This window comes from Cupriavidus sp. D384 (genome assembly GCF_001652915.1).
In the GTDB taxonomy this organism is placed as follows: Bacteria; Pseudomonadota; Gammaproteobacteria; order Burkholderiales; family Burkholderiaceae; genus Cupriavidus.
This window is the reverse complement of sequence record NZ_BBQI01000012.1, coordinates 68,447-81,903: the sequence shown is the minus strand read 5'-3', so window position 1 is coordinate 81,903 and position 13,457 is coordinate 68,447. Positions and strand designations below refer to the sequence as shown.

The following is a 13,457-nucleotide window of genomic DNA, read 5'->3' as shown; positions in this document are numbered from 1 at the left end:
CTCGTTCATCAATTGTGTTCATGAAGCTGGCTCATCAAGGCAACAAGCATTAGGCGGCTAGTCGCCGGCGGCCATTCTACGGATGATACGGCCCATGGAAAACACTGCACTACCTCGGATCTCCCCGCCGCAGCCGGCCTCGCCCTCCCATTCTTCGAAGCCGGTCGCGTACTGGGGCGGCGTTTTCGCCATGACGCTTTGCGTCTTCGCACTGATTGCTTCGGAGTTCATGCCCGTGAGCCTGCTGACGCCGATGTCCGCAGATCTGCGTGTCACCGAAGGAATGACTGGCCAGGGGATCGCCATCTCCGGTGCCTTTGCTGTGTTCACGAGTCTGTTCATCTCCGTCGTCGCGGGCAACATGAATCGCAAGTCGCTGCTGCTTGGGCTGACGGTGGTCATGGCGGTATCCGGTGCCATCATCGCCGTGGCTCAGAACTACACCGCCTATCTGATTGGGCGAGCATTGATCGGCATCGTCGTTGGCGGATTCTGGTCGATGTCGGCGGCGACGACTCTACGCCTCGTGCCGCCGAAAAAGGTGCCACGCGCATTGGCGATCCTCAATAGCGGAAACGCATTGGCGACCGTCATAGCGGCTCCGGTCGGCAGCTACCTTGGCGCAATCATCGGTTGGCGCGGCGCCTTCTATTGCCTCGTTCCGATCGCCTTGCTCGCGCTTGCCTGGCAATGGTTCAGTCTGCCCGCAATGCCTGTTCTGACACGGCACAACGGCAGCGGAAATGTGTTCATTCACCTGAAGCGCCCCGTCGTCACGCTGGGCATGCTCGCGGCCGGCGTATTCTTCTCCGGACAATTTACGCTCTTCACCTACGTCCGGCCGTTTCTGGAAACGGTCACGCATGTCGATTCACGTAGCTTGTCGTTGATCCTGCTGGTGATCGGTGTGGCGGGATTGGTCGGAACCATGCTGATCGGCGAGGTGCTGAAGCGGGCGTTCCATGCCACGCTTATAGCGATCCCGGCGCTGATGGCCGCTATCGCGCTCGCGCTTGTTGGCTTTGGCCATCACGCCACCAGTGTCGTCATGCTTCTGGCCTTGTGGGGGTTGGTGGCAACGGCTGCGCCCGTTGGATGGTGGAGCTGGATCACCCGCACGTTTCCGCACCATGCCGAGGCAGGTGGCGGCCTGATGGTGGCAGTCGTCCAACTATCGATCGCACTGGGCTCTACAGTTGGAGGCCTTCTGTTCGATACATACGGATATCGCAGCACCCTCGAAGCCAGCGCATCCCTGCTGCTTGTCGGCGCCGTCCTCGCATGGATGACGACACGCGCCGCGAAGGCCGATAGGGCCTGGGATTTCAATGAGCACTCCGCTCACATGCAACCGGAGGAAGCACGATGAAGTTTTCCCCCAAGGTCATGGCAGTTCCCACAGTTGCTTGTGGCTGCCGCCGCCGTCACGCAACCGGCGCTTGGCGGCGAACAGACGGAAGGCCAGCAGATCATCCCGGCTGGGACGCAGCGATCTGCTGCCGGATCGTCCGACTTCTTCACCGGCCATGTATAGGTCGAGCCGGTCTGGCCGGCTGACGCACACATCAACGCTTCTGGCGGCATTGTCACCTTCGAGCCGACGGCGCGCATGCATGGCACTCCCATCCGGTAGGCCAACGCCTGGTGGTGTTGTCCGGAGTCGGTCTGACACAGGAATGGGGCAAAGCGGTCCAGGAGATTCGGGCGAGGGATGTGGTCTGGTGTCCTCCCGGTGTCAAGCATTGGCATGGTGCATCACCGGGCACGCCCATGACGAATCTAGCCGTCACCGGGAAGTGTCGAAGGGCGGAACGTCACATGGATGGAGAAGGTCAGCGATGCGCAGTACCCCGCGAGATAAGCATGTTGTTCGACAATTCAAGGTGATGGCGCTGGCGATAGCGCTCTGCGCATCGTTGGACGCTGCTCGAGCTCAGGGATCCCGGAATATGAACACGACACTATCAAGCGGCTGGCGGCCACGCGACGTCCGAAACCCTGACGGTCCGCCAGCAAGCCATCATCCCGACTGCCGCGTTTGCGGCGGCCGGCGACATCGCCCGGCTTAATGGCGCCTTGAACGACGGGCTGGATGCTGGTCTGGCGATCAGCGACGCCAAGGAGATCCTGGTGCAGCTATACGCCTACGCCGGATTTCCACGTAGCCTTAACGCACTCGTCGAATTGATGAAAGTTGTCGATGCTCGCAAGCAGCGCGGATTTTACGATGCAGAGGGCAACGATCCGAGCGCGACAATCTCGACTGGCAGAGCCGAGAGCTGGCAACCGTCGGCATGCTGTCGTCCCTTGCGGGCACCGAGCCGCAGTTGCAGGCCCATATGCGTATCAGCATGAATGTGGGCCTGAGCGCAACACAGTTGCGCCAGGTTACGCAGGTCTTGATTGAGCGTCGGACCTGACAACGGTCGTCGTGCGCGCGAGGCGCTCGATCGCCAATTGGTTGGCGTAGCGGGCTACTGAGGGACCGAACGACGCGAGGGCAGCTATCCGTCTTAGAACTGTCGTCATTAGCGAAGTGCTCGAGCGGAAACCTGTGCATCCTTCGGTAGCCGCCAACCTTAGCCTGTTTAGGCATGGAGCCGCCCGATAGTCGATTGCGCTGATTTTTTGGTCTGTCGAACGGGCGCTTTTGGCAAGTAGCTTGCCGACCGGCGAAGCAATCGTGAGCACTTGGATCGCCGGGATGGGGATTGACGCAAAAGTGGGCACATTAGGAAAGCCGCTGCCGGGGGCAGTACGCTGACCTTCATAATGCGAAAGGAAATCGCCGGAATGGTCAGAAGTTGGTTGTCGACAAGGACTCTTGCCGACCCATCTGAGTCATTCACTGAGTTCACACCCAATGACCGCTGCGAAACCGGTTCGGCCTTCCGGTGAAGGTTGGTGAGTGTCTCAAGTTCGGGGTGGGAGCGGACGTTGCAGACCGTTACCTGCTCGAGCAATTGCGTGAGATATGGCAAGTACAAGTGAGCGCGGTGGGGGCGACCGATCCGGTTACTGCGACAAAGCCTCCTACTCCGACCGCTCCTCGCGGAATTGCGTAGGCGACATCCCGGTCCAGCGCTTGAACGCACGAGCAAAATTGCTGGTGCTGGTAAAGCCGAGCAGGAAAGTGATCTCGGTTACGGAGGGTGTTCGCTGTTGCATGTAATTGCGGGCCAGTTCCCTGCGTGTGTCATCCATCAACTGCAGGAAATTGGTGTCACGCTTCGCCAGCCGCACCTGCAAAGTAGCCGCGCTCATGCACAACGCGTCAGCGACCTTCTCCCTGCTGCAGTCACCGGAGGGCAGCAATTCGATGATCTTCTGCGTGACGCCGGTCACCACGTCGTCCTTGTCCAGCCGCGCAAGATATTGATTCGCGATGTTGTCATTGACTTGCGCCAGTTCCGGGCAGGCTCCGCTGAGCGGCTGCATCAACTCATGCCTGTCGAACGTCAGCGTCGTGGCCGGATTCGAAAAACTGACCGGTGCGCGCATGAAGGCGCGGTACGGCTCGTCACCTTCGCGCGGCATCGGGCGATGGAATTCCACGGACAGCGGATTAAAGCCCGGCTTGTACAACATGCGCATCGTCAGCACCAGGAAACAGACGAACGCGTCTTCCGTTTCGCCGCTGACCTCGATATTGAAGTCGGTGGCGCGCAGGGCGATCCTGTCGCCTGCCTCAATGACACCGATGGTCGCCGCCTGCGAGACCAGCCGGAAGTGCCGCTCCAGGCGGCGACAGAAGTCGAGCAGCGTGCTGCTGGCGGCGAGCGCGTAGCCGAGCGCATGCAAATTGGAGATATGGATGTGCCGGGCGACCGACAGGCCGAAATACGGATTGTTGGTGGCCTCCACACAGGCGCGATATAGCCTGGTCAGGGTAGCGGCGGGCAGCCGAACCATGGGGCCATTCGCCATGTGGGATTGCACGCCGACGGAGCGGAAAATGCGCTCGCTGTCCACGCCGCTTGCGTCCAAAGTCTTGGCGATTGCCATGCAGTACCCCCCGATGGTCGTCGCTTCTTGCACTGCAGCGAGGGGGGAATGGCGGTCGGATTTCAAGGCGCGGCAATGTTGGCAATTGGGGGCGCTGGTGATTCTACACCGCCCTTTCCGACCATCGCGCGCTTGAGGCGGCCGCCCTGAGCCATGTCGGAAGGGCAACCTTTCCTCCACATTCTTCGCCCGCTGCGCGGTCCCCGAATGATCGCCCCGCATTGCTTTGCGGAATGTACTTTTCGCTCCAAAGAGCCGCGCGGTCGTTTCCCCCTTCCTATGATGCCTTCCAATAGCGGACAGGTTTGCGCCGTTCCGCCACAACAAAAAACACGGCCATCCAGGAGACACCATGACCGAAGAAGTATTGCTGTTTGAAGTAGCCGGCGCAGTCGCGCGCTTGACGCTGAATCGTCCTAAGGCGATGAACGCGATGAATATGGCGCTGCTGGCGGAGCTGGATCGCCGGCTGGCACTGATCGCCGCTGATGATGCGATTCGCGTGCTCGTGGTAGCCGGCACCGGCGCCGCATTCTGCGCCGGCGCGGACTTGAAGGAAGTGCTGGCAAGTCAGAAGGCGGAGCCCGGCGAAGCCGACTTCCTCGACCGTGCCGACGCGACGCTTGCGCGCCTGCGCAATTTCCCCAAACCGGTGATCGCAGCACTCAACGGCGTCACCATGGCCGGCGGCCTGGAGATGGCCATGTGCGCCGACATCGTCATCGCTGCTGAAAGCGCTGTGATCGGAGACGCCCATGCCAACTTTGGCGTCTATCCCGGCGCTGGCGGCGCAGCGGTCCTGCCGCGCGTCGTTCCTCAGAACGTCGCCATGTATCTGCTGTTGACAGGCAAGACGCTGTCGGCAGCGGAAATGAAGGCTTACGGTTTCGTATCCGAAGTGCATCCCGACGGCGAACTGGCCGAGGCCGCGATGAAGCTGGCCGGCCAGATTGCCGGAAAGAGCCCGATCGTGCTGCGGCGCATGAGGGAGGTCGCGCGCACCTCCGCAGACAAGAGCCGGGACGACGCCTTGCTGCATGAGCAAGTCATGTTGCGCCGCCATCTGCGCAGCTTCGACCTGCAGGAAGGCTTGCAGGCATTCGCCGAAAAGCGCGTGCCGCAGTTCCAGGGCCGCTAAGCCCGTCCGATCCCTTCATCCCGCTTTTTCTCATTCCCCTTTCGTGAATCACATGAACGATATCTATGTTGCCGGTGTCGGCATGACGCCGTTCGGACGCTTGCTTGAGCGCAGCGTCTACGACATGGTCGGCGAGGCCGTCACCCTGGCTTTGAAAGACGCCGGCGCAGAGGCCGTCGACGTCGGCTCGGCATTCTATGCAACGCTGACCAACGGCCAGTTCCAGGGGCAGACCGCGATCCCTGGACCGATCGCCATGCGCCGCCTCGGCATCGAAGGCATTCCGGTGTTCACCGTCGAAAACGCTTGTGCCGCTGGCTCTTCGGCATTCAACTTGGCCGTGCAGGCGCTGCGGGCCGGGACCTGCGACGTGGCGCTGGCCGTCGGCGCCGAAAAGATGAACATCGCCGACAAGGCCAAGATGTTTTCCGCGTTCGACGGCGGCTGGGACGTCGCCACTGTCGAGGAAAACAAGAAGACGCTGCTGGCAATGGGTGAAGGTGTGGAGCCCCCGCCCGGCACCATGTCCGATCGCCCATACAGCGTGTTCATGGATGTCTATGCAGCCATTGCTCGCAACCATATGAAGCGCTACGGCACCACGCAGCGCCAGATCGCCGCAGTCGCGGCCAAAAACCACCAGCATTCGGTGCATAACCCACTGGCGCAATTCCAGCAACCAATGACGATCGAGCAGGTGCTGGCTTCGCCGCCGATCACCTACCCGCTGACGACGACCATGTGCTCGCCAATCAGCGACGGCGCTGCCGCCGTGGTGCTGTGCACCGCCGCCGGCCTGAAGCGCCTGCAGGGCGAGGCAGGCCGCGCAGTGCGCGTGTTGGCCAGCGTCATTCAGACCGGTACGACGCGCAGTGTCGACGAGCCGCAAAAGATCGTCGCGCACCTCGCGGCGAAGAAAGCCTACGAACAAGCCGGCGTCGCCCCGCAGGACGTTGACGTTGCCGAAGTGCACGACGCCTCGGCGATCGGCGAGATCCTCAACGCCGAATCGCTGATGCTGGTGCCGTTCGGCGAAGGCGGTCCCGCGGCCGAGCGCGGCGACTTTACGATCGGCGGACGCATCCCGATCAACCCGTCCGGCGGCCTCGAATCGAAAGGCCATCCAATCGGTGCTACCGGTCTCGGCCAGATTCACGAACTGGTGACGCAGTTGCGCTGCGAAGCCGGACAGCGCCAGGTCCAGGGCGCACGCATCGCAATCCAGGAAAACGGCGGCGGCCTGTATGGCATCGAAGAAGCTGTGGTCGGCGTCAACATTCTGGCAAGACAATAAGGAGGCAGCATGGGACACGTATTCCGCACTGAAGAGCAGCAGGCTGCTGTCGATGGGCTGAAACGCTTTCTCGACGCCGAGATCGATCCGATCTTCAGCAAGCAATACCGCGACAAGTTCGTGCCGCGCGACAAGATGGCCGAAATCATGCGCCGGCTGACGGAGTTCGGGCTGGTGTCGGGCATCGCGAGCGAAGCCAACGGCGGCATGGGCCTGGATTGGCTGACTTCGCTGATGCTGTTCGAGGAGGTGGCTACCACCTCGGCCGACCTGTCGGTGCCGGTGCTGATCAACTCGTTTGGCGTCGTGCTGCTTGAGAAGGTCGCGCCTCCGCATTTGCGTGAACGCTACCTGCCTGGCCTGTTGAGCGGAGACAGTTTCGTCTCGATGGGCATTTCCGAACCCGACGTCGGCTCCAACGTGTTGGAGATCAAAACGCGTGCGCGCCGCGATGGCGACCATTTCATCATCAACGGCGAAAAGACCTGGATCAGCAATGGCGAGTACTCGGACTTCCTGATCTGCACGTGCCGAACCAGCGATGACCCGCGCAAGGGGCTGACCCATTTCCTGCTAGACCGCAAGGAACATCCCTACGAAGTACGCGGCATCCACAAGATTGGCTTCAACAGCCAGTCCACCGCACAGATCTTCCTGAGCGATGTGCGCGTGCCGGCCTCCAACATGATCGGCAACGAAGGCGAGGGACTGCGCAATACGCTCACGCTGTTCGAACGGTCGCGCGTATTCGTCGCCGCCCAGGGATTGGGCATCGCTCGCCGCGCGCTCGAAGAAGCGGTGCGTTATGCAAAGGAGCGCCGCCAGCACGGCAAGGTCATCGCGGGTCACCAGTTGATCGCGGCGATGTTGGCCGAAATGGCGACCAACGTGGACGCTGCGCGCCTGTTGACCTACCGCGCAGCATCGATGATCGAAGCCGGCGTGCCGGCCGAGATGGAAGCAGCGATGGCCAAGTATTTCGCCTGCGAAGCAGCCGTGAAGATCGCCCGCCAGGCCGTGCAGATCCACGGGGGTAACGGCGTCACGACAGAATTCCTCGTCGAGAAGCTCGCGCGCGAAGCGATCATCGCGCCGATTCCAGAAGGCACGACTCAGATTCAGCAACTCATTATCGGCCGCGCCTTGACCGGCGTGCCGGCATTCTAAGAACCATAGTCGCAGGAGACATCATGCGTATTGAAGGGAAAGTCATCGTCATTACCGGTGGCGCATCGGGCCTCGGCCTGGCCGCGGCGCGCTACCTGGTACAGGAGAAAGGCGCGCGTGTCGCCATCTTCGATCTGAATGCGGAGGCCGGCGACAAGGCGGTCAAGGATATCGGCGCCGAACACGCGATGTTCGTACAAACCGATGTTAGCAGCGAGGAATCGGTGCAGATCGCGGTGGCTGCCGTGACTGCCCGCTTCGGCGCGATTCACGTCTGCATCAATTGCGCCGCGCTGCCCACGCCGTGCAAGGTGCTAGGCAAGGAAGGCAAGGCCACGCCGCTGGCCAAGTTCGCGCAGGTGACCTCGGTCAACGTCAACGGCGTGTTCAATGTCATGTCCAAATGCGCCGAGCAGATGGTCAGGAACGAACCGGAAGCTGGCGAGGAGCGCGGCGTGGTCATCAACATCTCGTCGGGTGCCGCCTACGAGGCGCAGATCGGTCAAGTCGCCTACGCTTCCTCCAAGGCGGCGCTGCTCGGCATGAACATGCCGGCGGCGCGCGAACTCGGCGACGTCGGCATCCGTGTCAACGCCATTGCACCTGGTCTGTTCCTGACTCCGATGGTGCAGACGCTCGACGAAAAGATCGTCGCTGCGTTGAAGTCGCAGATCGAGGCCCCGAGGCGCCTCGGGGACATGCGCGAGTTCGCGCACTGCTGCGCCTTCATCATCGAGAACGCCTACCTCAACGCGCACACCATTCGCCTGGACGCTGCATCTCGCCTGCGCGCGCGCTAAACGCGCTTCGCCGGTGACAGGGTGCCCTTCCTCCAACGAAGAGGGAGGGCAAAAGAACAAAGGAGACCATTCCATGAAAATGAACTTTTCCCGCGTCATGCGCCTGATGACGCTGCGCTTTCGCGACCGGCAAGCGATCGTCAATGTGGAGCGCGGCCGCAGCTACAGCTACCACGATTACCATCTGTTGACCAACCGCATTGCCGATGCGCTGCGCAATGCGCTCGGGGTCGGCAAGGGCGACAAGTTCCTGCTCATCCTGGAGAACGATAACCTGAGCCTGATGATGCTGCCGACTGTCCTCAAGCAGGAAGGCGCGGTGGTCATGACCAACCTGCGCGACGCGCCGGAAGAGCATGCGCGTCAGATCGACCTGGTCAGGCCGAAGGTCGTATTCATTGAAACGCGCCTGCTCGATGGCTACTACGCCATGCTGCGCGCGGCCGGCTGCGAGATCGTCGTCATGGACGATCCGACGCCGGACCAGGCTGCGCGCCCCGGCGTGCACGCGTTCTGGAGCCTGGTCGATGCTGCCTCCGAACTCGATGCCGACGTGGAGCTTGACGACGACGAGCACATCTTCATGTTGCGCTTCACCGGCGGCACGACTGGCCAGGGCAAATGCGCGATGTACTCGATCGACAATCTGATGGCTTGCCGCGACGGCGGCTTCGGCAACCCGGATTTCGGCTTCAACGGCCACACTCGCATGTTGCACGTGGCGCCGCTCTCGCATGGCACGCTGATCGCTTTCATACCGACTTTCTATGCCGGCGGCGCCAACATTACGCTCAATCAGCTCGATCTCGAGCAATGGCGGCAAACGGTCGAACAGCAGCGCGTTACCCATTCCTTCCTGGTGCCAACCGTTCTGTACCGTCTGCTCGAATTGCAGCGCGCCAACCCACGCGATTTTTCTTCGCTGAACACCGTGATCTACGGCGCCGCCCCGATGAGTCCAGCCAAGCTCGAGGACCTGATCACGTGCTTCGGCCCCATCTTCGCGCAAGGCTACGCCGCCACCGAAGTTCCAATGTTCGTGTCGGCGCTCGACAAGGCCGAGCACGAGACCGCTCGTACGACTGGCGGCATCCAGCACTTGTCTTCGGCTGGCCGGCCGACACCGGGCGTCGAAGTTTATGTCACCGATGCGCACGGAAAGCCGCTGCCAACCGGCCAATGCGGCGAAATCCGCATCCGCAGCCGAGCCATCATCAAGGGCTATTACAACAATGCGGAAACGACGGCCGCCGAGTTTGCCGACGGGGCGTGGAAGTCAGGCGATCTCGGCTACATTGACGAGGATGGCTATCTGTACATCGTCGACCGTTTGAAGGACATGATCATCAGCGGCGGTTTCAACGTCTATGCGATCGAAGTCGAAGCGGCGCTGGCCTCCCATCCGGCCGTCATGATGTCCGCTGTGGTCGGCATTCCGCATCCTGAGTGGGGTGAGGCCGTGCATGCGGAAGTGGTGCTGCGTCCCGGCGCCTCGGTCGAGGCCGCCGAACTGATCGCGCACGCCAAGGAAAAACTTGGCAGCTACAAGGCCCCGAAGTCGATCGTGTTCGTCGAGCAATTGCCGACCTCGGTGGTCGGCAAGGTGTTGCGGCGTGCGGTCAAGGAAAAGTACTGGCAAGACATGCAGCGCAAGGTCAGCTAGCCGCTCACTCTGTGAGGACCCGTTTTCAATGGACAGTACCGAGCAAGAGAACCCCACCCAGATCACGGCCCGGAAATCCGGATTGGTCTATCCATTTGCACCGCCGGCGAGCGGGCAGATGATCGAAGTCGCGCCCGGTGTGCGGTGGCTTCGCATGCCAATGCCTTTCTCGCTCGATCACATCAATCTGTGGCTGGTCGACGACGGCGAGGGTTGGGCCGTCGTCGATACGGGCGTTCGCACCGAAGAGGCCACGCGAATCTGGTGTGACCTGCTAGGGAGCAGCAGTGAAGCTCGGCCCTTGACCCGCGTGTTTGTCACGCACATGCATCCTGACCACGTTGGCCTGGCCGGCTGGTTGGCGCGCAGATTTGGCATCCGGCTCTGGATGACCCGCCTCGAATACCTGAACTGCCGGGTCTTGGTGTCCGACAGCGGACGGGCGGCGCCACCCGACGCGATCGCCTTCTATCGACGCGCCGGCTGGAGCGCCCCCGCCATCGAAGCTTACTGCTCTCGTTTTGGTGGCTTCGGGAAGCATATTCATCCACTGCCGGACAGTTACCGCCGTATGCGCGACGGCGATGTAGTGCGGATTGGCTCGCATGAGTGGCATGTCGTGGTTGGCACTGGGCATTCTCCCGAACATGCCTGCCTGTATTGTCCGGAGCTTGCGCTGCTGATCTCCGGAGATCAGGTGCTACCGCGCATCTCATCGAATGTCTCAGTGTTTCCAGTCGAGCCCGATGCCAATCCCATGGCGGACTGGCTGGACTCGCTCGCGAAGCTCAAGCGCAGCGTGCCGGACGACGTGCTGGTGCTACCGGCACACGGCGAATGCTTTCGCGGCCTGCATGCACGGATTGACGCATTGAGCGCTGGCCAACAGCGTGCGTTCGACCGGCTGAATGCCGCACTGGACACGCCGCAACGCGTGGTCGATGTGTTCGGCGCACTGTTCGCTCGCCCAATCGACGAGTCGACGCCGATGTTGTTAGGGATGGCAACGGGCGAGAGCCTTGCATGCCTGAACTACCTGATGCATTCCGGCCTTGTCGAATGCAGCCTCGATGGCGAAGGTGTCGCATGGTATCGACTGCGGGGTGCCTGATCCATACTACGACGAGAAGAAATAGCAATGTCCATCTACGCCGCGCCTTTGCGCGACATGCTGTTCACAATGAAGGAAGTCGGGGGGCTGGATGCGATCTGTGCCCAGCCCGGATGTCAGGAGACCACGCCCGATCTGGTCGAGGCGATCCTGCAGGAGGCCGCCAACTACGCCACCGGCGTGTTGGACCCGCTGAACCGACCCGGCGACGTGCAAGGCGCGCGCTGGCACAACGGCGAGGTCACGCCGGCCGACGGTTTTCGCGACGCCTGGGCAAGCTTTTGCGAGAACGGCTGGATCGGCATGCCGGCTTCCACCGAATGGGGTGGCCAAGGCTTGCCGACGCTGGTCTCCACCGCCGTGCTCGAGATGTGGAAATCGTCCAACCTGGCCTTCAGCCTTTGCCAGATGCTCACGCTCGGCGCCGTGGAAGCGATCGCGCACCACGGCAGCGACGCACTCAAGCGCCGCTTCCTCGAGCCGATGGTCGCGGGCCGCTGGACCGGCACGATGAATCTCACCGAGCCGCAGGCCGGCTCGGACCTGGCTGCGCTGCGCACCCGTGCGATGCCCGAGGGCGACCATTACCGCGTCACCGGCAACAAGATCTTCATTACCTGGGGCGAGCACGACATGGTCGAGAACATCGTCCACCTGGTGCTGGCGCGTCTGCCCGATGCGCCACCGGGCGTGAAGGGCATCTCGCTGTTCCTGTGCCCGAAGTTCCTGGTCAACGACGACGGCTCCCTGGGCGAACGCAACGACTTGGCCTGTACCTCGATCGAGCACAAGCTGGGCATCCATGCCAGCCCAACGGCGTCCATGAGCTTCGGTGATCGTGGGGGTGCGATCGGCTACCTTGTCGGTGAGCCGCACGAGGGACTGGCGTGCATGTTCACGATGATGAACCACGCGCGGCTGAACGTCGGACTTGAGGGCGTGGGCGTTTCCGAGCGTGCCTACCAGCATGCGCGCGCCTATGCGCTCGAGCGGGTGCAGGGGAAGCCGGCGCTGGCGGGCAGTACCACCATCGCCGGTCACCCCGATGTGCGTCGCATGCTGATGGACATGAAGGCGCGCACCGAAGCCATGCGCGCGCTGGCCTACTTCTGCGCCGGCCAGATGGACCGCGCCGCCGGCCACCCCGACGCGCAGGAGCGCGCGGAGGCGCAGGCATTGGTCGGTCTGCTGATACCGGTGGTCAAGGGGTGGTGCACCGACAGCGCGCAGGACATCACGTCCGACGGCGTGCAGGTGCATGGCGGCATGGGCTACGTCGAAGAAACCGGCGCCGCGCAGTACCTGCGCGACGCGCGCATCACGACCATCTACGAAGGCACGACCGGCATCCAGGCCAGCGATCTGATTGGCCGCAAGCTCGCGCGCGACGGTGGCCGCACGATGAAGGCGTTGCTCCACCGCATCGATGCCGACGCGCGCCGGTTACTCGATACGCAGGATACGGCGCTGTCGAAAATCGGCCACGCCCTGCATGCGGCGCTCCACACACTGAACGATAGCGTCGACTGGCTGCTCGGCAACAGCGCAGAGCGGCCGGAGCGCTGTGCCGCTGGCGCGGTGCCGTTCCTGCGGTTGGCGGGGACGGTGATAGGCGGCTGGCTGTCGGCGCGCCTGGCCGAGGCCGCTGTGGCGCAGCTCGCTGCCGGCAGTGGCGACGCTGTGTTCCTTGCGGCCAAGGTCGCGACCGCGCGGCATTATGCGACGCATGTGCTGGTGCAGGCCCCGATGCTGCGCGACATCGTCGTGGCCGGCGCGGACAGCACGCTTGCGCTCGCCGACGAACAACTCTGAGCGGGGACGCCGATCTTCTCCATCGCCGACTACGGAGCCGTGTTCCGTTTCATCTAGGAAGATACGACAGTGCCTGGGAGCCATGTTCATGCCTCCGTGCGTAAGCTGCCGGCGGACATCAGTCTGCGTTCTGGCGATTTAGCACAGTAGGCGGCAGCGATGGTCGGCGACCAACTCAACGTAATCCGAGAATGAAGGTCCGTTCATGGAACGGAGCAGTCGCTTGAATGACCGCATGAGTGCGATGAGGATCGGCTGAAAATGGCCGACTTGGGTCGCGTGAGGGGAGAGCGCCGGTCGCCCTTTGCGGCCCGTCTCGGTCGGTCGGGCTAGGAAGGGCCGACAGCGAGTCGCCCGGTGCGCTCGGCCGGGCGCTTATGGTACGCCTGCTTGCCCGGACCCGTCGAGCGGATCGCGGAGGCGTAATTCTTCAGCGTCTGCAGTTCGGGAGTGGGGGCGCGGCCTCC

General features: G+C 62.5%; 11 protein-coding genes and 1 pseudogene. 10 read left to right on the top strand and 2 right to left on the bottom strand.

Annotation, left to right across the window (positions count from 1 at the left end):
- Nucleotides 1-94 precede the first annotated feature (94 nt).
- Nucleotides 95-1,369 (top strand): MFS transporter, encoded by a 1,275-nt coding sequence (locus A9J21_RS05970; RefSeq protein ID WP_404851348.1) that lies wholly within the window; start codon nucleotides 95-97, stop codon nucleotides 1,367-1,369.
- Between the two features lie 15 nt (nucleotides 1,370-1,384).
- Here A9J21_RS05970 and A9J21_RS32610 read toward each other — a convergent pair whose 3' ends face one another.
- Entirely contained in the window at nucleotides 1,385-1,615 is a 231-nt protein-coding gene (locus A9J21_RS32610; RefSeq protein WP_307188102.1) for a hypothetical protein, read from the bottom strand.
- A 29-nt stretch (nucleotides 1,616-1,644) separates the two neighbouring features.
- Here A9J21_RS32610 and A9J21_RS32605 point away from each other — a divergent pair, with 29 nt between their 5' ends.
- Together A9J21_RS32605 and A9J21_RS05965 are read left to right on the top strand one after the other, a co-directional pair.
- Nucleotides 1,645-1,887, top strand: coding sequence for a hypothetical protein (locus tag A9J21_RS32605; protein WP_307188101.1), 243 nt, complete (start codon nucleotides 1,645-1,647; stop codon nucleotides 1,885-1,887).
- Nucleotides 1,888-1,998: 111 nt separating this feature from the next.
- Nucleotides 1,999-2,481: pseudogene (locus tag A9J21_RS05965) on the top strand (carboxymuconolactone decarboxylase family protein).
- 552 nt (nucleotides 2,482-3,033) lie between these two features.
- Here A9J21_RS05965 and A9J21_RS05960 read toward each other — a convergent pair.
- Nucleotides 3,034-4,005 carry an AraC family transcriptional regulator gene (locus A9J21_RS05960; RefSeq protein WP_231906825.1) on the bottom strand — a complete coding sequence of 324 codons (972 nt, stop codon included), beginning with the start codon at nucleotides 4,003-4,005 and terminating at the stop codon, nucleotides 3,034-3,036.
- A gap of 352 nt (nucleotides 4,006-4,357) precedes the next feature.
- Between A9J21_RS05960 and A9J21_RS05955 the strand changes: the two genes are divergently transcribed.
- The 7 genes from A9J21_RS05955 to A9J21_RS05925 all read left to right on the top strand — a co-directional run bounded on the left by A9J21_RS05955 (nucleotide 4,358) and on the right by A9J21_RS05925 (nucleotide 12,990).
- The gene (locus A9J21_RS05955; RefSeq protein ID WP_066732888.1) at nucleotides 4,358-5,143 is read left to right on the top strand and encodes an enoyl-CoA hydratase/isomerase family protein; all 786 of its coding nucleotides are present in this window, start codon (nucleotides 4,358-4,360) and stop codon (nucleotides 5,141-5,143) included.
- Between the two features lie 52 nt (nucleotides 5,144-5,195).
- A complete protein-coding gene (locus tag A9J21_RS05950; RefSeq protein ID WP_066732885.1) occupies nucleotides 5,196-6,437 on the top strand; it encodes a thiolase family protein in 1,242 nt (413 codons plus the stop codon).
- A 9-nt stretch (nucleotides 6,438-6,446) separates the two neighbouring features.
- A complete protein-coding gene (locus tag A9J21_RS05945; RefSeq protein ID WP_066732883.1) occupies nucleotides 6,447-7,604 on the top strand; it encodes an acyl-CoA dehydrogenase family protein in 1,158 nt (385 codons plus the stop codon).
- Between the two features lie 23 nt (nucleotides 7,605-7,627).
- Entirely contained in the window at nucleotides 7,628-8,404 is a 777-nt protein-coding gene (locus A9J21_RS05940; protein ID WP_066732881.1) for an SDR family NAD(P)-dependent oxidoreductase, read from the top strand.
- A gap of 97 nt (nucleotides 8,405-8,501) precedes the next feature.
- Complete coding sequence (locus A9J21_RS05935) at nucleotides 8,502-10,067, top strand: class I adenylate-forming enzyme family protein (protein WP_082926273.1); 1,566 nt, start codon at nucleotides 8,502-8,504, stop codon at nucleotides 10,065-10,067.
- A gap of 28 nt (nucleotides 10,068-10,095) precedes the next feature.
- A complete protein-coding gene (locus tag A9J21_RS05930) occupies nucleotides 10,096-11,178 on the top strand; it encodes an MBL fold metallo-hydrolase (RefSeq protein WP_066732877.1) in 1,083 nt (360 codons plus the stop codon).
- Between the two features lie 27 nt (nucleotides 11,179-11,205).
- Nucleotides 11,206-12,990, top strand: coding sequence for an acyl-CoA dehydrogenase (locus A9J21_RS05925; RefSeq protein ID WP_066732875.1), 1,785 nt, complete (start codon nucleotides 11,206-11,208; stop codon nucleotides 12,988-12,990).
- The last annotated feature ends 467 nt before the right edge of the window (nucleotides 12,991-13,457 follow it).

Excerpts from the sequence above, each read along its gene's own strand:
- A9J21_RS32610 (WP_307188102.1), bottom strand. The coding sequence starts at position 1,615 with ATGCATGCGCGCCGTCGGCTCGAAGGTGACAATGCCGCCAGAAGCGTT.
- A9J21_RS05940 (WP_066732881.1), top strand. The coding sequence starts at position 7,628 with ATGCGTATTGAAGGGAAAGTCATCGTCATTACCGGTGGCGCATCGGGC.
- A9J21_RS05945 (WP_066732883.1), top strand. The coding sequence starts at position 6,447 with ATGGGACACGTATTCCGCACTGAAGAGCAGCAGGCTGCTGTCGATGGG.
- A9J21_RS05955 (WP_066732888.1), top strand. The coding sequence starts at position 4,358 with ATGACCGAAGAAGTATTGCTGTTTGAAGTAGCCGGCGCAGTCGCGCGC.
- A9J21_RS05935 (WP_082926273.1), top strand. The coding sequence starts at position 8,502 with ATGCGCCTGATGACGCTGCGCTTTCGCGACCGGCAAGCGATCGTCAAT.
- A9J21_RS05925 (WP_066732875.1), top strand. The coding sequence starts at position 11,206 with ATGTCCATCTACGCCGCGCCTTTGCGCGACATGCTGTTCACAATGAAG.
- A9J21_RS05930 (WP_066732877.1), top strand. The coding sequence starts at position 10,096 with ATGGACAGTACCGAGCAAGAGAACCCCACCCAGATCACGGCCCGGAAA.
- A9J21_RS05950 (WP_066732885.1), top strand. The coding sequence starts at position 5,196 with ATGAACGATATCTATGTTGCCGGTGTCGGCATGACGCCGTTCGGACGC.
- A9J21_RS05970 (WP_404851348.1), top strand. The coding sequence starts at position 95 with ATGGAAAACACTGCACTACCTCGGATCTCCCCGCCGCAGCCGGCCTCG.
- A9J21_RS05960 (WP_231906825.1), bottom strand. The coding sequence starts at position 4,005 with ATGGCAATCGCCAAGACTTTGGACGCAAGCGGCGTGGACAGCGAGCGC.